Raw genomic sequence first — 20,853 nt, 5'->3', positions numbered from 1 at the left:
TACAAATATTAATAAGCTGCAATTGGTTAGGTGCTGCTTTTTCATCGCTCAGTATGTTTCATCGCACAGTATGGTCGTAAAAGTTTTGAACATTATTGTTACATTTTATACCGGTTTCCCAAAATCAAAATCTTAAAAAGGAAAACAATACTTCAACAGCCAATGATTTTAATCCTACTAACTGGCTTCAAACTAATGAAAACGGACTTTAAATAGACTATAATGTTTTTTTCTTCCTGTTCTTTCTGACTTTCTGCCAAGCCATTCAAGTTGCCCGCATAAGCACTGTCGGAAATCAACTGCCCACTCGCAGATTTAAAACAGACATAAACTTCCATTTGTCCATTCCTCATCCATTCCGAATGAACTGGGATAAAACAGCTTCCATCCTCTCTTTTTGCTGCATTTAGAAAACTGCTTGCATGTTCCCGATCCGGGTGACTCACCATCACCATCAGGATATCGTCGTAACGACCATTTTCAAAGCCAGCAGTATTCCAGCTTAAATTAATGCCTTCCTCTCCCTTACTGAGCTTTAAATCTTCGGCCATTTCCAGGCTTCCTTTACTGAGGATTACTTTGCTGTAATCCACTTTAATATTGGGATACTGGCCTGTTAAAGCATATTTCTTATTATAGGAAGTCGCCAGATTGTGTGGGTTTTTAACCGTCCCTTCCGCTTCCAGCTTAAAGCTGACATTGATAAAATCGGCCATCGGCTTAAATAGGCTCATCGTCACCGACATGGCTTGGCGGTTACCCAGTTGATTTATACTCGGTTTTCCAGGTCTGCCGATCAAACGGCAAACTGGCTGCCCATTTAAAGTGTAAAAAAACAGCTTTCCTATTTTGCCGGAAGGGTGCCCATGCGGGCCTGCATAACATATTGCCATAGTGGAGCGGTTAATAGGCTGTAATTAATTCATACCAATATACTATTAAACAAATAGATAATCAACACATCACCAGTATTAAAACTAGAATAAATAATATACTTTCAATGCGTTAAAAGAAAGATCAAAAGAAGTTGGAAGGGTAATTTAACCTGAAGAGGCCCTAGCAACCTACCGTTAATACACTGAAAAACTCACAAACCTACAGCCGCATACGAAACGTACCCATGGGTTCTGATAGTCACCATAAGATTCCTCATGGATACTAAAATAGTAATTGAGGGCATCTCTATCTCATTTACAGTTAATGTTGTTTAATTTCCAAAAAAACATAAATTAGCCCTTTCTAAATTAAATAAGATGCAAACTGTCATCCGCAATAGTTATAATCCTATCTTAAAAGAATTAATTCAGTGCTACATCTTTTTTAACCATACTCATGGTTACCCCATCCATTATACTACTTTCCCCAATACCAACTTATGCCTTGCGCTATATCAGAATAACCAAATCAGTTACCTCAAAAACGCCACAGAAAACAGGTGTATCCTGAATAAAGGAGTTGGAAAATTTAGCAGCCGCATTTACGCCTTCCATCAGCAACCTTTCCAGGTAGACATTCATGCGGAGGTAGATCAAATATGTATCATTTTTCATCCTGGGGCCTTAACTGCATTTACAAAAGAACGTTATGCCGCATTACTGGATGATGATCATCCTTTTGAAAGGATTTTCAAAGAAGATTCATCGGTTTTAGCAGAATTATTTGCAGCCGACGATCAGGCCAAAAGAGTGGTTATCCTGGAAGAACTCCTGGTTAAAAGCATCATCTGGCAAAGAAATGAGATGAGATTGGGTAAATTACTGCAGCATATCCACAGTCCATTAGCCCAAGAACTACATGTGGAACAACTCGCTAAAGAGATGAACATCAATGTTTCCACCCTGTACCGGATATTCATGGCTGAGGTCGGGCAAAGCCCGAAAAAATATTTGCAAACGCTTCGGTTCCGCAAAGCCTTAGATGCGATGAAATACTCAAAAAAGGTAGATTTAACGGCCATAGCCTATCAGCATCAGTTTTACGACCAAGCACATTTCATCAAAGAATTTAATAGCTTGTCTGGTGAAACACCAGGACGGTTGATCCACAAAATATCACTGGAACAGCAGCAGCTGGTTTGGCGGTATGATACCTCAGGATACGTCACCAGTCAGCTTCAAGAATAACCTGTCGTGTGATCTACCAGTCTGGTTTAAAAATCAGTAACTCTACTGGTATTTTACGTTTGATGTACATATAATTATATTGACCATTGTCTAGATACAAGGTATCCCCTTTTGAAGTGATCTTATCTTTCAGCAGGAAGACTCCGGCTTGTGGGGATTGAGAAACATCCTCGACATAAAAACCTTCTTTTTTCCCCGAGGTTCCATACATTCCCATTTTCCCGCGTGCAGGATTTAAAGATTGTGGTTTTTGAAAATCTACCGCCCAAAACTGCGCTACCCTACCATTGGCGTAAAATTTTAAGGAGTTCTGGCTTTCAGTTACTGCTACAAGCTTCCCTCTGCCATGATCTAGACTATCTTCTCCATTTACCCTTACATTAAAATACAGCGCAGTGGTATCAATTAATGAATAGATCTCGGAAGATACACTTGGCTTTACAGAAAAGCGCCAGAGTGGTATTCTGAGCGCTTTATATTGATTTCTGCTTGAAAAGCAACTGCTCATCAGAATGAACGCCAAAAGAATCAAAATGTATTTCCTCATCACAACAGTATTTTATTGTTTCCATATCAATCTCAGTGCTCAGCTAATTCAGTAAAGAAATGGCTTTCTCCAACATTTCATCACGACCTTCTTTAATGCCTTTGACGCTAGGTTTAACCTTCACATCGGGTATAATACCTATCCTTTGTGTCTCTTTTCCATCTGGATAATAAACGCCGATCTGGGTAAATCCTGTAACAATTCCCCCAGGGAAAGTCACCGGCATCCCTACTGAACCATCTGCTCCGGCAGTTTGACTGCCAACAATGATCGTATTTGGACCGGCGCGCAAAGCCATGGCAGACAACTCCCCCAGACTCTGCGTTTCTTCATTGACCAAAACAATGATTTTCCCCAGATAAGGATTTACATTCGCTACTCCGATCCTCACCTGGGCCATATAATCATCAGGCATATAGCTGAACAGTCCAGGTATTTCTGTACTTCCAGCAGTATATCTGGCTACTTCTTTCGGTGCATCGAAAATGTATTTCGCCAGATCCCAGGCAAAACTGGTGGGCTTAGGATAGGTTCTCAGGTCTAGAATCATGGCTTTTGCCTGCATCGCCATTGGCATCACCGATTTCAGTCTTGTTTCTATCCTGCTGGCATGAATATAAGCGATGTCTTTATTGATCATTTTAAAGCCGGAATCTACAGGTGCTGCACGCTTTTCCCGACGGTTGAATGGATAACATTTCAAGCTGAGCTGTTCAGATTTGTCGTCACGGATAAAGCTGACCTGCATCAATGTATCATTGGTCCTCAACAAAATGGTCGTTAGCTTTCTCAATTGGGTAGCGTAGTTAGAAGCGCTGACATACGGCAGCTTTTCTTTCATTAGTTTCGAGATTGGAACATTGTTGATGCTTTGAATCACATCTCCTTTTTTTAAGGCATTCAAACTCCCATCCTCCGTACTGTTTGTCACGACAGCTTGGTCGTCTACAAAAGCAATGGTCATTTTCGGTGTAAATGTACCGTAAAAACCTCTGAAAGCTATATCGTAAGGAGAAATGTCGGAATGTGAATCTTGTGTTTCAGCGATCAGCGCAGCCATGGTGAGTTTATAATCCAGCTCGTTCTTGGCGGCAATCAACTTAGGAATATACTCCTTGAGTATCCCCGACCATGGTTTATCCAGTAGGTTTCGATAAGGAGAAAAGTATTCGTAACTGTTCCAGAATTTGAATAGGCCCAGTAAACGGTAACCGGCATCCGGATATTTAAAACTGCTGTAATCACCTTCGTTTTTAAAAATAGCGACCGGTGTTTCTGCATCATACATTTTCACATAATAACTTCCTGCTGTACGATCTGCATTTTTAACTGCATTTAGCTGGCTGATCAGTTCGGGGCTGAACTTGCTGGACTTAAACCAGTCGAAATTCAATTCGTATTTTATCTGCGCTTTAGCTGGTCTGATGGTTTTCCCATTTTCAAATGGACCTAAAGCATAAATCCACTTAGAAAGTAATTCATTTCTCTCTTTAAGGGTTTTAACGACTAACAGTTTAGGTGTCATTCTAAAAAGTTCAAAATCCCAGTTGTAATCCCCTTTTGCAATTGCCGGATGGTGGTACTTTAAAAAGCCCCATACTTTAGCCAGTAATTCCAGACTGCTGATTTGAAAATTGCTTGGTTGATCGAAAACGATTTTGGAGCCTGTTAGAAATTCTTTGTCCAGATTCGCTTTTTTATACCGATCCGTGGAATCCGTCAATTGAGCTTGTACATTTAAGGATAGAGCAAATAGAAAGATGAACAGATATTTTCCTTTCAACATAGAGGAGAGATTTAGTTTTTGATAAATATAGCAAGCTCAGCACTAAAATAATGTTAACTTATGTTAAAAAACCTATTGGCACTTATTGTTTTAGCAATAGTTTCAATTATTACCCCGCTAACTGCAACAAAACATTTTATATGGTGTCCTATACTTAAACGCTAAAATTTTTAAGCAGCCCAAACAAACATGAAGAACCTTAAACCCGCTCTATTCATTTTTATTCTTTTGATCAGCTTTGCTGCTCAAGCTCAGCAAAAACAAGAAAAACTATTAAAAAATACCAACTGGATTCAGGAAGGTTACGGAAGAGGTTTAAAAATTGTAGATTCCACATTTACCTATTATAACCTAGACCGTCTAAATTGTAAGTCGCTGGCAGAAGGCAAATTGAATGGTAGGTTCAAAATTATTTCTTTAAGTAAGAATGAACTGGTACTTAACCCAGGTGGAATAGTGAACTATGTTTTCAAAAAGGTACCTGCTTTGCCAGGCAATTGCGGCAGTACTCCTCCCTCTACTGCCTCTTATGAGGATAATTTCAAGATTTTTTGGGAAACCTTCAACGACAATTACGCGTTTTTTAAGGAGCGAAATGTAGATTGGCAACAAGTTTATAAAGAATACCTGCCAAAGGCAAAGCAAGCCCATTCTCCAAAAGAACTATCGGAGATCCTAACAGCATTAGTGAAGCAGTTAGGCGACGGTCATATCAGGTTGGAAATTCCAGATTCTCTACAGACAAAAACTCCGGCAACAAGTACTGGAGTCAAGCGAAAAACAAATGATGTCATTCAGGGTATCAAGAATAAATACTTGGAAAACGTGCATGTTTATAACCACGGGGTGATCAGTTGGGGGAAAATAAAAGGTTCGAATACCGGATATATCATCATCAATGACATGAATAACTTTGCGAATTATTTGTCTCCGGAAGAACAAGCTTTGCCGACATTCTTGAAAAAATACGAGGAGATCAAAGATTTGAAGCCGGCAATGGAGCAGTTTGATGACGAAATTAAAGGAGTTGACACCATTATGAAAAAGGTTTTTGCTGACCTTGCAAAGACGGATTCCATGGCGATCGACCTTCGTTTCAATGGTGGTGGACTGGAAACAGTAGCATTAAGACTGCTGAGTTATTTTGTTGGAGAAAGTAAGCCTGTAATTACAGTCACTGCTAAAACCGCTCAAGGGAACACCAAAAAGCAAACTTATGTTCAGCAATCCTCGAAAGCCAATTATAAGGGTAAAGTATTCCTGCTGACAGGTCCAAATACAGCAAGTGCGGCAGAAATTTTCGCCTTATCAGCACGCAGTTATCCGAATATTACGAGTATAGGCACGAGAACAAACGGTATTTTCTCTGAGATCTTATGGAAAGAATTACCTATTGGATGGGAGTTTAGCTTATCAAATGAGATTTATATGGATAGGAGTGGAAAAACTTATGAAGGAACAGGTGTTCCAGTCCATATAGAACTTAATTACCCTAGAAACCGGTTTGATTTCTACCATACTTTTTACAATGGCGACCAGTTTAGCGATGCCGCAATAGACCGCATCTCCAAAACGAAATAGTTCGCCTCAAAACTTACAAAACCCCACTTATCCTAGAAATAAGCGGGGTTTTTGCTTTTATTTTATGGCGTGTAAAAGCTCCTGACATACTGTTGTCATCCCACCATTTTAGATTTGACTTATTAATTGATCACCATCTAAAAAAATAAACCATGAATACAAGCACCACACAAGTCATCAGCCCAACAGAATTATTAGCACATTGGCAAGGACACCGAAATTTAACCCGAAGAACTATTGAGGCCTTTCCGGAAAAGGATCTTTTCGAACATTCTATTGGAGGTATGCGTACTTTCTCCGGAATGATCATGGAACTTTTAGGCATTGGGGCATCAGGAATAGAGGAAATTGCCACGGAGCAGATCGGCGAACTGAATGAGCATTTCGAAGGCATCAACCAAAAAGAACAATTGCTAAAATTATGGGATGAGGCAACGGAAAAAATCAATACCTATTGGGCACAGATTCCTGAAGAAAGATTCGGAGAACAGATTACCATCTTCGGCAGATACCAGGGAACGGTATGGTCTTCTATTTTTTACTTTATTGACAATGAAATCCACCACCGTGGAGAAGGTTATGTTTATCTGCGCAGTTTGGGCATTCAACCGCCTTTCTTTTATGAAAGATAGCCATTTGGGTTTGTCTTGTTTCGGTTAAGCCGGCAAGACAAACCCATTTCTATAAATGACTGGATTGCTTTATTCGGCAATACTCCTCAACTGATCGCTTTTCTTAGCCAGTCAACGTTTCCGATTCCAATACCGGCTCAAGAATCCCTAAGCTCGCAATTACTTTCATCGCCAGCTGCTGTACCTGTACTTTCAGTGATTCTGGTTCCAGGATTTCAGCATAATCACCAAACATCATATACCAGCGAGCAAAACCTTCATCAGTACATGAAGTCATAAAAGACATCTCCATCTGACTGCCCCTATCCTCTTCTCCCAGGAAACCATAATAGCTTTTGCTGCTTTTTATATATTTTCCTATCTTTTTATCTACTAGTATTCTAACCAGAATTTTCCCCTCCGGAACATATTCTTTGCTCCGCAGCTGCTCCAGGGAATCGTGTTCTTTAAGGTAAGGTAGTTCTGTACGTCGAATCTGAACAATACGGTCGGTACGGAATTGCCTATAATCTTGTCGTAGGTGACAAAATCCTAAGACGTACCAGTAGTTATGCTCATGGAACAACCCTACAGGTTCGATCGTCCTTTGCCCCGGCTCATCAGCTGTGAATGCCTGGTACAACAAAGATACCTGTTTTTGCGAGGCAATCCCTTCCATAATGATTTCCAGCGCATCCGGTATGTTCTTATTGAAAAGTTCCTGATAAGGTTTAACAAGAATTTGCGATTCTAAAGCAGTAATCCAATCTTTATCCTTGTTTCGCAGCACAGATTTCACTTTGAACATGGCCGAGCAGAAATAGGCACCCAGGGTTTTGTCGGTCATTTGCTGCATGAGTTTTTCGGCTGCTACAAAACTCCCTGCTTCTTCCCTTGTAAACATCACTGGAGGCAGACGGTAACCTTCCATGATCGAATAACCCGTTCCAGTTTCCGACAGGATGGGCACTCCAGAGCTTTCCAGGCTGCGAATATCCCTGTATATGGTGCGCAGGCTGACCTGAAAACGATCCGCCAATTCCTGTGCTTTTACTACACGGCTGGACTGCAGCTGGATCAGGATGGCTACGATTCTATCAAAACGTTTTGGACTTTCGTCAATCATCTTTAATTTAAATTGCGGTAGTCATTTGGCGACATACCTGTTCTTTGTTTAAATACCCGGGTAAAGTGCTGCGGGTATTTGAAGCCGAGTTCATAAGCAACTTCGCTAATGGATTTCTCTCTATCAAAAATCTTGTCTTTGGCCACATCGATCACTTTCGCCTGGATGTATTCCTGTGCTGACTTCCCGGTTTCTTTCTTCATCAAATCTCCGAAATAATTAGGAGAAAGGTTCAATTCCGAAGCACAATAAGCAACGGAAGGCAATCCGAGTGTTTTTGATCGCTCAGCAGAGAAGTAATTGTTCAACAATTCCTCAAATCGTTGTAAAACCCCTTTGTGGGTATTGTCTCTGGTAATGAACTGGCGGTCGTAAAAGCGGATGCAGTAATTTAAAAACAGCTCTATATTAGAAGTGATCAGGGTTTTACTATGTTTGTATCAATAGATTGCTGTAATTCGTATTCAATTTTCCCCAGGCAATCCATCACTAGTTGTCTCTCTTTTTCAGAAAGGTGCAGGGCTTCATTCACATCATAAGAAAAGAAGGAATAATCGGCAATGTGTTTTCCTAAATGCGTCCCTTTAATCAGCTCCGGATCAAAAACCAGTCCCCAGCCTTTGGGTTCGATTGTTTCTACACTAGGTTGAACACCAACGACCTGACCTGGAGCAATAAATACAAGGGTTCCTTCCTGATAATCGTAATTATTACGCCCATACCTCAATTCACCACATTTTAATTCCTTAAGATAAATCGCGTACAGTCCAAAATTCAAAGTTTGTGCAGTCATCGGCTTCGCTTTTGATAAGTCGATCACCGTTACCAAAGGATGCAGCGTTTCTACACCAAGCATTTTATTATACGTATTTACGCTTTCCAGTTTTACTATTTCTTCCATAACCCAATCGTTTTGCTGATACGAATTTACACATTCCAAAAATAGGGAGGAATAGCGCTGAGGCTAATCAGTAACATTGGTAAGAGAAGCAGTAATCTGTATAACAAAGCAAACAATTTATATCCTCAAATTTGTTGTCAACTTAAAACAGGTTCAACATAGATTATTAAAGTTACGAGATATGAAAAAGAGAACATTAGGAAATAGCGGACTGGAAGTTTCTGCCCTCGGTTTTGGTTGTATGGGTTTAAATTATGGCTATGCACAAACCATAGATAAAAATCAGGCAGTCTCACTATTACGCGCTGCATTTGAGAAAGGAATTACATTTTTTGATACAGCAGAGTTTTATGGTCCTTTTAACAATGAAGAATTGGTGGCAGAGGCTTTAAAGCCATTCAGAAGGGATGTGGTGATTGCGACTAAATTTGGGATCAAGTCCGAGGCTGGTAAACAGGTACAGGACAGCAGCCCTGCTCATATTCGTAAATCCGTGGAAGGCTCGTTAAAAAGGCTGCAAACTGACTATATAGACCTGTACTATCAGCACAGGGTGGATCCAAATACGCCTATTGAAGCCGTGGCGAAAACCATTCAGGTTTTGATCAAAGAGGGTAAAATTAAACATTGGGGACTTTCGGAAGCAGGTGTGCAAACCATTCAGCGGGCCCATGCGGTTCAACCTGTAACTGCAGTTCAGAGCGAATATTCACTTTGGTGGAGAAAACCAGAAGATGAGTTAATTCCTGTTTTGGAAGAGCTAGGGATTGGATTGGTACCTTTTAGCCCTTTAGGCAAAGGTTTCTTGACTGGAACCATTTCTAAAGACACTCAGTTTGAGAAAAATGATTTCAGGAACATTGTACCTAGATTTACTGCTGAAAATATAGCTGCAAATCAGGTGCTGATAGATTTGCTGAACAAGATCGCAGTTCAGAAAGAAGCGAGTACAGCACAGCTCGCTCTTGCCTGGCTGCTCGCACAAAAACCCTGGATTGTTCCCATTCCCGGCACCACTAAACCGAGCAGGCTGACAGAAAACATGGGTGCTGAAGATGTTTTCCTGGACGCTGGAGATTTGGCTAATATCGAATCTGCTTTGGCAGAAATAAAGGTGGCTGGTGAGCGCTATCCTGAAGAATTAGAGAAAAGAACATGTCTATAACAAAAGTTCAGTATTTCCAGTGGAAGATCAAACAAATCCACACCTAAAAAATATAGTAATGGCCTGCTACATCCTCCTCTCCGTCCATATTTAAACCCTAAGAATTAAAACAATTAAATTCAAAACAGTACAAAACATGAATCGTCTAGAAAATGGAAGCTTCAAACCTGCACCTTCGGAGTACTTTACTGGCAAGGCATTTGTGAAAATTTTAGTTGCCGCAGATGCAGTGACCAACTGTAACATTAGTGAGGTTGCCTTTGATGCAGGTAGCCGCAATAATTGGCATACACATCCGTCAAACCAAATATTGATGGTCAAGGAAGGCATCTGTTACTATCAGGAAGAAGGTAAAGACCTGCAAAAAGTAAATCCAGGTGCTGTGATCAATATTCTTCCTGGCGTAAAACATTGGCATGGCGCATCCCCATCTGAGCCGATGTTTCACATTGCCATTAATATCAATACAGACAAAGGCATCGTGAACTGGATGGAGGCCGTAACCGAAGAAGAATACGACCAATAAAAAGAGTCATTATAGCGGAAACACACCGAAGTACTAAACTTCTGCTTTAGAAAAATGCCACATAATTCAGGTGATTGTGTGGCATTTTTGGCTAGATAATATGGATCATAAATCATGGTTTTGGATGGCCCAACCAGGCTAAAGGAGAGTTTTTATCGCCAATACAGGCCTCCAGGACAGCGCCATATATCTTTTCATAATTTTCACTGTTACTGAGTAACACCACTGCAATTATGAAAGAATGCCGGGCTATCGGTGCTTTTGAACAGGCCAATTCCCAATCCCCAGGCCAATTGAATGTGGTCATTATCTGTCGTCAATATATCTTTTAAAGGGCCAAAACCACGTTTACTTTTTACAAGAATCTGAGGCGACAACAGCTGTTCATATCCCTTTTTCGATAAACCTTTCTGATTCATCAGGTTGGCTACAAACTTCGCATAATCAGCTGCTGTAGTCGTCATTGACCCTGCTGCACGCGAACTTCCTTTCATTCAGAGCCATATTTCTTACCATCTTTGTAATAGGCGTAGGAAAAGTTCTTTTCAAACTCCGGCTCCCAAACCATACTCGTATGTTTCATTTGTAAAGGTCGTTCCGCTGTAGCCCTGATTTACACGCTCCAGATAAACCTTAGAAGAAACAATGATGAGCATACCAAAGAGCAATGGAATAAACAATCTGCAAAGCCTTAAAATGATAAATCCGCCAATTGTTTTTCCTTTGATCATAAACCAGGAGACTGCTCCTGAAATGAAAAGCAATAAAGGCATTCTGAAACGACTCAGCCAATAGCTGAATTCCCCTAGTATTTCAGATTTAACGGCATTCTTGACCTGCCAGGGATCTTCTGGTTGAAATGGCCTTGCGGAATGGAATAAGAGCACGCCTATAATGGCAAATATCCGGAGCCAATCGAGGTAAATTACACGGGAATTAAAGTCTTTCATTGTCTTAATTTTCCCTAAAACTATTCCTGTTTTTGATTCAAAAGAAATCAGATTGACAAGATGCAGGATATTATTGACAAGATGAAAATTCAGGCTAAAGCGCAAGTGTCATCAGGGGTTTCAGCCCTTGTTTTTTAAATGCTGGAATAAGTAGGCAGTTCCAATATTCCAGCATTTTGATGGTCAATAGGTAATGATGAATTTAATTCGACAAATCGTCGTTCTTGATGCCACGCTTATTCTTTTTAATCTCGTCTTTCAGCTTACCAAAGCGGTAGTTCAGACTGACTGTAAACCGTCGGAAATAAGCCTGGTAATTACTGGTTTGCAGAAAATCAGGACCCATGGTCTCTTCATTCACAAGTCTGTATTTCGTAAATGGATTACTCACTGCTCCTGAAAGCGTTAGTTTATTTTGAATAAAATCTTTGTTTACACTAAAAGTGGAAGATTTAAATCCATTGGTTTTCCCTAGTGGCAATAATACTCCGCCAGACTTTAAAGTGAAATCTGCATTGGCTCGCCATCCTTTTTCAAAACGGTATCCAGTAGAAATATACACGTATGCTTCAAAACTTGAATTCTTAACTTCCACCTGATCTACCTTGCCATAGAACGCAACATGTCTTAAGTCACTATTAAAGCTGGCATCCCAACGGTTCGTGAAGGGATAACTAAGGTAGATATTGGTTTTAAAAACGCGGCCTTTACCATAATTTTCATAGCGTGTAAGGGTTACATTGGTTGAAGGGTTATAGGAAGAAAATGCATTAATGACACTATTAAAGTAAAGATAGCCCAAAGAAATACTGACCACACCTTTTGTGGCCTTCAGGTAACTGAGTTGAAAAGCATTAGAGGTAATCGGCTTCAGATCCGGGTTTCCGCTGGTCTCAAAATTTGGATTGGAGCGGTCTACAAATGGATTTAACTGCGCAATAGCCGGTCGCTGTATCCTCTTGGAAAAAGAGGCACTCACACTACTCTGGTCTTTAAACTCTCTATTGGCAACAATAGCTGGCACCACATTCAAGTATTTCTGCTGCAGTTTAGTACTGCCCACTATATAATCACCATTAATGATGGTCTCTTCCGCTCTCAATCCTCCCTTGAACTGCCAGTTTAATGTCTGGTAAGCATAGCTGTTGTAAAGGGCGAGCACATCCTGATTGTTATTGAAAACATTGGAACGGGTACCATCTATCTCATATTGTCCAGTCAGCAGATTCAGGTTCTGATATTGAAAATCACTCTTATTTGTTCTGAAAATCCCTTTTATGCCAGTCTCCATCCTTACTTTTCCGATTGGCTGGACATAATCTGCCTGTACGGTATGTTCATCCATGCTTGCAGCATTAGATTGACGATAATCAGACTGATCATAATTGACCTGATCGAATAGATCTATCACATTAAACAGCGAACTGTTATTTTTCATATAGCGGTAAGAAATCGTCAGTAGCTGGTCTTTATTTGCTTTAAAACCTAACTGATAATTAATGGCCGCATCCAGTCCATCTCCCTTATTACGCTGATCATTTGACAAACGGTATTGCTGCTGATTTGCTCCGGTCAATACAGAATTTTGTGTAGCCCAGCCTGTAGTATTGGTCTTACTCCAATTGAATTGGCTGGAAAGCAGCTGCAGGGAATCCAGCTCGCAACTGGCTTCCAGACCAGCATAACTGGTCTGACTATTGGTCTGATTCGTATTCTGCTGCACTAAATGCGTGGGCGCGCTGCCTCTGGTTGTCCGAATCATTTCTCCTATGGTCTCAGGAGCATTATTTCTGCTGATTCCTGCAAATGAAGACAAACCAAACTTTCCTTCTTTAAAGGCGAAGGATCCAGCACCTCCAGGCCCACCTACGGGCCCCTTTTCGCTCACATTAACCGTTCCCTGATAACCATTAGCCAGCTCTTTGCGGGTAATGATATTGATAATCCCAGCTAAGCCTTCTGCATCATATTTAGAAGGTGGTGTGGTAATCACCTCAATACTCTTAATGGTGGAGGCAGGAATACTACGCAGTACATCTTTTGGGTTTCTTTCGATCATCGCCGATGGCTTTCCATTGATAAAAATACGATATCCGGAACTACCTTTCAGCAACACATTTTCTTGTCCATCTACCGACAAAAAAGGGACTTTTCGCATCATGTCCAGTAAACTGCTGACCTTGCTTTGTGGATCTTCCTGCAGGTTATAGATGATGCGATCTGCTTCCTGACTGATGAGTGGCCTAAGACTGGTAATCGTGACATTACTTAGTTGTTTACTCGAAGAATTGAGTATGATATCCGGTAATTGAATTGATGTCATATCATCTACTGTCACCTTTTGAGTCAGGCTATCTGCGCCTATCGAAGATATTTTTATCAGATAATCTCCTTTCTCATAAACGGTCAGATTAAACTTGCCGATCATATCTGCGAGTGCTGTAGCGACGATCTTTTGATTGGATGATTTGAAGATTCGGATCGTTGCAAATTCAATGGCTTTTTGGTTGCTACCAATTACCCTGCCCTTTATCGTATAAGAAATTTGCTGCTGTCGCTTTTCCAATAAGATATTGTTGTCCATCTGACGAAATGAGAAGTCAGTGTTTTTTAGCAGTTCTATTAAGGTTTTTTCCAGGGTTCTGGTATTCAAGCTGAGCTGGAGTCCTTTGACTTCTTTCACATCTGCTTTGCGATAGTAAAAACGGAAGGTAGTTTGGGCCTCTATCTTTTTGATGCCCGATAATAGCCCTTCATTATCAAGTTTCAGCGTGACTTTAGCATCACTCATCCCCTGTCCATTTGCTGGTGTAGCGAGCAGCAATTGAAAAGAACATAAAAGAAATAAGGAAATGATAAAGCTTACACGCATCAGCCAGATGATAAATTGTTTATTTAATGATATTGCTATAGTAAAAGGTACATAAAGCCTCCCTTTCCTCCACACAAGTGCAGAATTTTTCATAGTTTTAAATGTTTTAAATGAGTCCAATTGTTTAAAACCCCGGAATTCCGGGATCCCTGTAGGCCGATAGCCGTCGGCTTACAGGTTATTATAGCTGCAAATGCTTCCTGGAGCATATTGTAGCAGCTTGAAGAAGCTTAGCTGATATCCATTGTTTATATTATTTTGATTAAAGTTAATTGCAGCCTGGACCATCAATGATGATGCTTCCATCTGGCTTAGTCTCCCATGTTGCATGATTAAAAGCACAAATCACTTTCAAGATCTTTTCCAGGTGATCTCCATTCAGCGCGCTGCCACTAAATCGACAATTCTTTAGCTGGTCATTATTAAAGGCAATCCTGACCTGGAAATGTTGTTGAAGTTGTAAGGCTGCATCGGCAAAAGTGATGTCATCAAACAGCAGGTCAGCATCTTGCCAGGTGATGACCGCTTTAGCATCCACCGTTTTTTCAGTAAAAGTGCTATTTGATAAATTGACGCTGACCTGCTTATTTGGTGTAAGAATACTTAACAGTTTCCCATCGTCCTCTACTTTCACCTTCCCACGTGTGACTGTTACGACAAGCGTTTGCGCATCAGCTTTGATATTAAAAGCAGTCCCAAGAACGGTCGTCAGCAACTTGCCGGTATGGATCAGAAATGGTTTACTACTGTCATGCTGAATATCAAAATAAGCTTCGCCGGAGAGATAAACGGCCCTTGATTTGCCATTAAAGGCTTTGGGATACGATAGTTTGGAGCCTTCATTTAACCAGACTTTGCTCCCATCAGGCAATGTGATCTGTTTCTTTTGATGATCAGGAACCGTAACGGCATTTAAGTCGGAGAACAACCTTCCTTTTTCCAGAAGCGGCCAGGCAAAGTAAATACCAAGAGAAATAAACAGTATAGCCGCAGCAGCAGCAATTTTATAACCTAGCTTCTTTTGTGGCTTCATCTTAACTACGATAGGTTCATTCACATGAATGCTATCTTTAATATCTTTAAACACACTGGTAAGCCACTGATCTTTACCAGAACCATCCAATGCCTGCCATTCAGCACCTGGATTTCCCTGCTCTGTCAGCCATTTTTCAACGAGTTGATTTTCTTCGGTGGAAGTTTCCTTTTTTAGGTAACGGTCCAGTAAATCTTCAATATGATCTTGATTCATTTTCGCGGAATTTGACAATAGCCGTTTGAATCAGAGTTTGGTACTATAAGAAAATGAAATATATTTTTAAAGCTGGCGTATTTCTTGAATTAATGACACCAAAGGATCAATGCAGTGACAGATAAATAAGCAAGAGATTCCCGTAAATGCTTCAGCGCAAAAGTCAGCTGATTTTTTACGGTCTGTTCAGAAAGCTGCAATTTTACTGCTATTTCTGGGATACTGAGCTGTTCCTCGCGACTTAACAGATAAATTTCCTTCACTCTGGGAGATAATTTATGAAGTGCCTGCTCAATTCCTTTTTTAATCTCCTTTGCAGCGATTAATTTTTCTGTTTCTGATTCATAATTAACGCGTAAAGCCTGTACGATTCCAGCATAATCTTCACGTGTGATGTTCTTCCTGATTTTATCAACAATCCGGTAACGAATTAGGGTAAACAAATAAGCTTCAAGGTTTCGATCTATTTGTAATTGCTTCCGCTCCTCCCATAATTTCACAAAAACATCATGGATCACATCACGGGAATCTTCTAAGCTATAAAGTTTAGCGCTGGCAAAACCGGTTAATTTTTCTGCATAACGACTATAAATCTCTGTAAAAGCGCCTTGATCATCTTCTTTTAAAAGATGGATCAATTGAAGATCGCTTATGGTTTGATTTAAGGCCATTTGAGTTTAGAGTAGATACTTAGGGCTAAGTTACAGTAAATAGCCGTTTCCCCCTGTAAAGAACCTACCTTCATCCCGCTTAAAATCAAGAACTACGCTTAAAATCCCAGGCTACAATATTCCAGTGTTCTACGCCATCATGGTAAGTGCCGATGACCTCAAAGCCCATCTTTTGATGCACCTTTAGTGACCTTGGATTTCTAATAGAAATTTCAGTAACGCAGGCCTCATAATCATTGGAGACCTGATTTTTTGTTTCACAGTAAAGCCTTTTTAATAAACCATGACCTCTAAAATCTTTAGCTACACAAACCTGTCCGCCTACTAAATACTGATAATCTGTCAATGGTTTTTGATTAAAAATGCAGGTTTCGAAAGCATTAAACATGGGTGTGATTGATGGCAGCACAGTTTTCATCGAAGCGGTCATCGCTAAATTATAGCCGACCACTTTGCCTTGGTGAACTGCAACAATCTGTGGTAACTCCACTGCCAGCGTTTCCAATAGTTCCAAGGTATGCTCTGCGAATACAAATCCTTGCTTTTCCTGATCTTCTTTACTGATCAGCGTATATAAATTTTCTCGTTGAAGTGCTAATATCTGTTCGAAATCCTGCTTCGTTGAAGCGGTCTTAAATGTAAATTCCATAATTACTCATTGTCTGATCAAATTTATTAGCTTTACGAATAGCATAACAGATACAATTTTAATAAAAACGACCATAACAGTTTGGTAAAATAATGGCTCAAATGAAGACAGTGACCTTTTTGTATGAGAAAATTGCGGCAGACTTTAGTCGGCAGATGATCAATGGATTGCTTTTGGCTAATGATCAGCTGCCTTCTATCAGAAGTATTTGCAGCAGTTATCAGGTGAGTATGAGCACTGCTTTGAAAGCATATCATATCTTGGAAAGTCAGGGTTTGATACATAGCAAACCTCAGTCTGGATATTTTGTAAACCCTGTCCGGAAACTGCCGGCATTACCAAATGTAAGTGTTCCATCTCCCAATATGGGAAACGAAGATCCATCTGCGCTGGTGAGTAAGGTATACAAGGCAGTCAATTCAGGTAAGGTGATGTTTTCTTTAGGTGTCCCCTCCAAAGCCTATCTACCACTTGCTAAACTAAACAAGCTAGTCTGTAAGACCGTCTGGCAATTGGAAGATCATGCCTCAGGTTATGAAAATCTGAATGGCAGTACAAATCTACGCAGACAGATCGCCAGGATATCTTATCAATGGGGAGGACAGCTCAGGGAAGATGAAATCTTACCAACAGCCGGCTGCACCGCTGCTATGGCTCATTGTTTTATGGCTTTAACGGAAAAAGGTGACACCATAGTGGTAGAAAGCCCCATCTATTTTGGCATTCTTCAATTGGCAAAATCACTGGGTTTAAACATATTGGAATTGCCCAGTCATCCGCAAACAGGAATAGACCTGGAAGCTTTAACAAAATCCCTGCAGACCAATAAAGTAAAACTGTGTTTATTGGTTCCTAATTTCAGCAATCCAATGGGAGGAACTATGCCTGTTGAACATAAAAAGGAGGTGGTCCGGTTGATGGAACATTATGATATTCCTCTGGTAGAAAATGACATGTATAGCGACCTGTATTTCGGTCAGGAGAGACCGGTTAACTGCAAAGTTTTTGATGAGAGTGGCTTGGTGCTGCTCTGCAGTTCTGTCTCTAAAACCCTGGCGCCAGGTTATCGCGTGGGCTGGCTGACACCAGGGAAGTTTGCAGAAAAAATCAGTAGGGTTAAGTTTTCAAATACCATATCTTCCAGCAGACTGACGCAGGAAGTTGTAGCTTCATTCTTAGAGAAAGGGCGTTATGAACAGCATTTAAAAACATTGAGAAGAACTTTGCATTTTAATAGTCTGCGTTATGTAGAGGCTATTGAAAAGTACTTTCCAGATGATGTAAAAGTCAGCAGACCAGACGGTGGATTTATGCTATGGATCGAACTTGCAAAGCAGATCAATACCGCTGATTTATATGATAAAGCGATTAAACTGAACATCAGCATTGCACCAGGAAGGATGTTTACCTTACAAAATCAGTTCAACAATTGCATGAGATTAAGCTATGGATTACCCTGGAATGAAAGCGCCCATCAGGCCATTAAGACGATAGGCGCTTTACTATAATTAACTAATCAATTTTAGCATTCCTGAGCCTTAATGAGTTTAGAATCACGGAAACAGAGCTAAAGCTCATGGCCAATGCTGCGATCATTGGAGAAAGTAAGATTCCAAAAAACGGGTATAGAAGGCCTGCTGCTACCGGAATTCCCAGTACATTGTAGCCCAAGGCAAAGAATAGATTTCCTTTAATATTTCCCATTACTTTATGACTCAGTAATCTGGCTTTGGCAATTCCATTCAAATCGCCCTTTACTAAGGTAATTGCGGCGCTCTGAATCGCTACATCTGTTCCTGTACCCATTGCAATCCCGATATCAGCCTGCGATAATGCAGGCGCATCATTAATCCCGTCGCCAGCCATGGCTACCATTTTACCCGCAGCTTGTAGTTTCTTGATTTCATTTAACTTGTCTTCTGGCAGCATCTGCGCTTTAAAACCATCCAGATTTAAGGTCTGACTTACTGCTTTTGCAGTATCTTCGTTATCTCCGGTAAACATTAAAACCTGCAATCCCTCCTCCTGTAATTTACGGATTGCGGCTGCACTGGTTTCTTTGATCTTATCAGAAATGACAACGAAACCTACCGCAAACTTCCCTACCGATAAGTAGGAAACTGTTTTGCCCAGTTTTTGGGCAGACTTCACGTGTTCATTAATCTCTGCAGAGATTTCAGCACCTACATGCTCCATTAACTTCTGATTGCCTAAGGCAAGATCCTCAGTTCCGAGTTTCCCAATAACTCCTTTACCTGTTACGGCTTCAAAATCTGATATAGACTGTACGGCGACTTTCTTTTCTTCGCCATAACGAAGTGTTGCTGCCGCCAGTGGATGCTCACTGCTGCTATTCAATGCAACTATTCTTTCTAAAATATCTTTTTCGCTGAAATCGGGCTGGACGCTGCTTACTTTTTCAACAGATGGTTTTCCTTCCGTTACTGTTCCTGTTTTATCAATGATGACTACATCAATCTTATTCATTTTCTCCAAAGACTCTGCATTCTTAATGAGGATACCAGACTGGGCACCCTTTCCTACTCCCACCATTACAGACATCGGCGTAGCCAAGCCGAGGGCACATGGACAAGCGATAATCAGCACGGCAATCGCATTTACGAAAGCGTATACATAGGCGGGATCAGGCCCATAAATAGCCCAGACCACGAATGTTGCGATCGCAATCAATACTACAACCGGCACAAAATAACCAGAGATTTCATCGGCTAACTTTTGGATGGGTGCTTTCGAGCGACTCGCAGAATTGACCATTTCTATGATTTGAGAAAGCAATGTTTCAGAGCCTACTTTTTCGGCCAGCATCACAAAGGTCTTATTGCCATTGATCGTTCCTGAACTCACTTTGTCGCCAGGACTTTTCTCTACCGGTACAGGTTCACCGGTGATCATGGATTCATCAATAGTCACTTCGCCGGTTTTGATACTGCCATCAACAGGAATCTTTTCTCCAGGTTTCACACGCAGCAGATCTCCTTTTTGAATGTCATCAATGGATACCATCAGCTCTTTTCCATCCACAATTTTTGTCGCCGTGTTGGGCGCCAATTTTAAAAGTTCTTTGATGGCTGTATTCGTTTTTCCGTGTGCTCTAGCTTCCAGAAGCTGCCCTAGCAATACTAAAGTCAGGATTACTGTGGCCGCTTCAAAATAGACGTAAACTGTTCCATGATGGGTTTTAAACTGGTCTGGAAAGATATCCGGGAAAAGCATGGCGACGATACTAAAGCCCCATGCCACTCCTGCCCCAATTCCAATCAGGGTAAACATATTTAGCTTCCAGCTCACAATTGATCTCCAGGCGCGTTCAAAGAACATCCAGGCGGTATAGAATACCACTGGTAAAGAAAACGCGAATTGAACCCAGTTCCAATATTTAAGGTCCATTAGTTTAAATAATGGGTTATTAGGCACCATTTCAGTCATGGCGATGATGAAAATGGGAACGGTGAATATCGCAGCTATCTTAAATTTACGTAATAAGTCTTCGTAAGTATGGTCTTCTGCTTCAACATCCAATCCAGTTGGCACCAGGTCCATCCCGCATATTGGGCATGCCCCAGGTTGATCCCGAATGATTTCCGGATGCATTGGACAGGTAAATTGCGAGGCCTTTTGTACGATTGGCTGTTTTAAAAGATCCATTCCACAGACCGGACAACTGCCAGGTTGGTCATAAGTCTTCTCTCCTTCACAATGCATCGGGCAATAATATACGCCACCTGCCTGATTAACTTTATGCGCCAAGGATACATGAGCTGCCTGATGTTCATGCTCCTGATGTACATGTTCCTTACGAGCAGGCCAATGATGCACTGCCATTTCAATCTTATAATTTCCTGTAGCCGATAATGCATCCTGCAACTTTTCAGTTGGAATATGCGTATCCATCGTTATGACTGCTGCTGCGGGCTCCAGAGTTACTGTTGCTGATACCCCATCAATTCCATTTAAGGCGTTTTCAACTTTCGTTCGACAACCATCGCAGGTCATTCCAGTGATTTGGTAAGTATGCTTCATCATTATAGGATCATAAGATTAATATTAGAAGATCAACAAAATGCTTGTTAATATG

At 40.8% G+C, this 20,853-nt stretch carries 19 protein-coding genes; 6 read left to right on the top strand and 13 right to left on the bottom strand.

Annotated features, from left to right (window positions below; genetic code table 11):
* Positions 1–152: 152 nt before the first annotated feature.
* Entirely contained in the window at positions 153–893 is a 741-nt protein-coding gene (locus tag AQ505_RS13295) for a DUF6266 family protein (RefSeq protein WP_062548635.1), read from the bottom strand.
* A gap of 360 nt (positions 894–1,253) precedes the next feature.
* Here AQ505_RS13295 and AQ505_RS13290 point away from each other — a divergent pair, with 360 nt between their 5' ends.
* Positions 1,254–2,123 carry a helix-turn-helix domain-containing protein gene (locus AQ505_RS13290; protein WP_062548634.1) on the top strand — a complete coding sequence of 290 codons (870 nt, stop codon included), beginning with the start codon at positions 1,254–1,256 and terminating at the stop codon, positions 2,121–2,123.
* Between the two features lie 13 nt (positions 2,124–2,136).
* Here the strand turns inward: AQ505_RS13290 and AQ505_RS13285 are convergent, their stop codons facing one another.
* Positions 2,137–2,670, bottom strand: a complete 534-nt coding sequence (locus AQ505_RS13285; protein ID WP_062548633.1) for a hypothetical protein — start codon at positions 2,668–2,670, stop codon at positions 2,137–2,139.
* Between the two features lie 43 nt (positions 2,671–2,713).
* A complete protein-coding gene (locus AQ505_RS13280) occupies positions 2,714–4,456 on the bottom strand; it encodes a S41 family peptidase (protein WP_062548632.1) in 1,743 nt (580 codons plus the stop codon).
* Positions 4,457–4,645: 189 nt separating this feature from the next.
* On the opposite strand from AQ505_RS13280, the gene AQ505_RS13275 reads away from it, so the two are divergent.
* Positions 4,646–6,037, top strand: coding sequence for a S41 family peptidase (locus AQ505_RS13275; protein ID WP_062548631.1), 1,392 nt, complete (start codon positions 4,646–4,648; stop codon positions 6,035–6,037).
* Positions 6,038–6,189: 152 nt separating this feature from the next.
* Positions 6,190–6,669: a DinB family protein gene (locus tag AQ505_RS13270; RefSeq protein WP_062548630.1), complete on the top strand. Its 480-nt coding sequence runs from the start codon at positions 6,190–6,192 to the stop codon at positions 6,667–6,669.
* Between the two features lie 103 nt (positions 6,670–6,772).
* Here the strand turns inward: AQ505_RS13270 and AQ505_RS13265 are convergent, their stop codons facing one another.
* The 3 genes from AQ505_RS13265 to AQ505_RS27235 all read right to left on the bottom strand — a co-directional run bounded on the left by AQ505_RS13265 (position 6,773) and on the right by AQ505_RS27235 (position 8,675).
* Positions 6,773–7,774, bottom strand: coding sequence for a helix-turn-helix transcriptional regulator (locus AQ505_RS13265; RefSeq protein WP_062548629.1), 1,002 nt, complete (start codon positions 7,772–7,774; stop codon positions 6,773–6,775).
* Positions 7,775–7,776: 2 nt separating this feature from the next.
* Positions 7,777–8,082, bottom strand: coding sequence for a helix-turn-helix domain-containing protein (locus tag AQ505_RS27240; RefSeq protein WP_335337963.1), 306 nt, complete (start codon positions 8,080–8,082; stop codon positions 7,777–7,779).
* 110 nt (positions 8,083–8,192) lie between these two features.
* A complete protein-coding gene (locus AQ505_RS27235) occupies positions 8,193–8,675 on the bottom strand; it encodes a hypothetical protein (protein ID WP_335337962.1) in 483 nt (160 codons plus the stop codon).
* A gap of 181 nt (positions 8,676–8,856) precedes the next feature.
* Here AQ505_RS27235 and AQ505_RS13255 point away from each other — a divergent pair, with 181 nt between their 5' ends.
* Together AQ505_RS13255 and AQ505_RS13250 are read left to right on the top strand one after the other, a co-directional pair.
* Positions 8,857–9,840 carry an aldo/keto reductase gene (locus AQ505_RS13255; RefSeq protein ID WP_062548628.1) on the top strand — a complete coding sequence of 328 codons (984 nt, stop codon included), beginning with the start codon at positions 8,857–8,859 and terminating at the stop codon, positions 9,838–9,840.
* Between the two features lie 136 nt (positions 9,841–9,976).
* Entirely contained in the window at positions 9,977–10,366 is a 390-nt protein-coding gene (locus AQ505_RS13250; RefSeq protein ID WP_062548627.1) for a cupin domain-containing protein, read from the top strand.
* Between the two features lie 209 nt (positions 10,367–10,575).
* Here the strand turns inward: AQ505_RS13250 and AQ505_RS13245 are convergent, their stop codons facing one another.
* From AQ505_RS13245 to AQ505_RS13220, 6 genes are all read right to left on the bottom strand, one after another.
* Complete coding sequence (locus AQ505_RS13245; protein WP_062548626.1) at positions 10,576–10,860, bottom strand: hypothetical protein; 285 nt, start codon at positions 10,858–10,860, stop codon at positions 10,576–10,578.
* 51 nt (positions 10,861–10,911) lie between these two features.
* Complete coding sequence (locus AQ505_RS13240; RefSeq protein WP_157262357.1) at positions 10,912–11,316, bottom strand: acyltransferase family protein; 405 nt, start codon at positions 11,314–11,316, stop codon at positions 10,912–10,914.
* A 202-nt stretch (positions 11,317–11,518) separates the two neighbouring features.
* Positions 11,519–14,281, bottom strand: coding sequence for an outer membrane beta-barrel family protein (locus tag AQ505_RS13235; RefSeq protein ID WP_062548624.1), 2,763 nt, complete (start codon positions 14,279–14,281; stop codon positions 11,519–11,521).
* Between the two features lie 175 nt (positions 14,282–14,456).
* On the bottom strand, positions 14,457–15,437 hold the full coding sequence (locus AQ505_RS13230; RefSeq protein WP_062548623.1) for a FecR family protein: 981 nt from the start codon (positions 15,435–15,437) through the stop codon (positions 14,457–14,459).
* Between the two features lie 89 nt (positions 15,438–15,526).
* Positions 15,527–16,108 (bottom strand): RNA polymerase sigma factor, encoded by a 582-nt coding sequence (locus AQ505_RS13225; RefSeq protein ID WP_062548622.1) that lies wholly within the window; start codon positions 16,106–16,108, stop codon positions 15,527–15,529.
* An 85-nt stretch (positions 16,109–16,193) separates the two neighbouring features.
* The gene (locus tag AQ505_RS13220) at positions 16,194–16,757 is read right to left on the bottom strand and encodes a GNAT family N-acetyltransferase (RefSeq protein WP_062548621.1); all 564 of its coding nucleotides are present in this window, start codon (positions 16,755–16,757) and stop codon (positions 16,194–16,196) included.
* A gap of 101 nt (positions 16,758–16,858) precedes the next feature.
* Between AQ505_RS13220 and AQ505_RS13215 the strand changes: the two genes are divergently transcribed.
* Positions 16,859–18,265 (top strand): aminotransferase-like domain-containing protein, encoded by a 1,407-nt coding sequence (locus AQ505_RS13215; protein WP_062551007.1) that lies wholly within the window; start codon positions 16,859–16,861, stop codon positions 18,263–18,265.
* A 4-nt stretch (positions 18,266–18,269) separates the two neighbouring features.
* Here AQ505_RS13215 and AQ505_RS13210 read toward each other — a convergent pair whose 3' ends face one another.
* Positions 18,270–20,798, bottom strand: a complete 2,529-nt coding sequence (locus AQ505_RS13210; RefSeq protein WP_062551006.1) for a heavy metal translocating P-type ATPase — start codon at positions 20,796–20,798, stop codon at positions 18,270–18,272.
* Between the last annotated feature and the right edge of the window lie 55 nt (positions 20,799–20,853).

Origin of the sequence: Pedobacter sp. PACM 27299 (genome assembly GCF_001412655.1) — a bacterium.
Lineage (GTDB): Bacteria > Bacteroidota > Bacteroidia > Sphingobacteriales > Sphingobacteriaceae > Pedobacter.
This window is presented reverse-complemented; position numbering and strand designations above follow the sequence as displayed.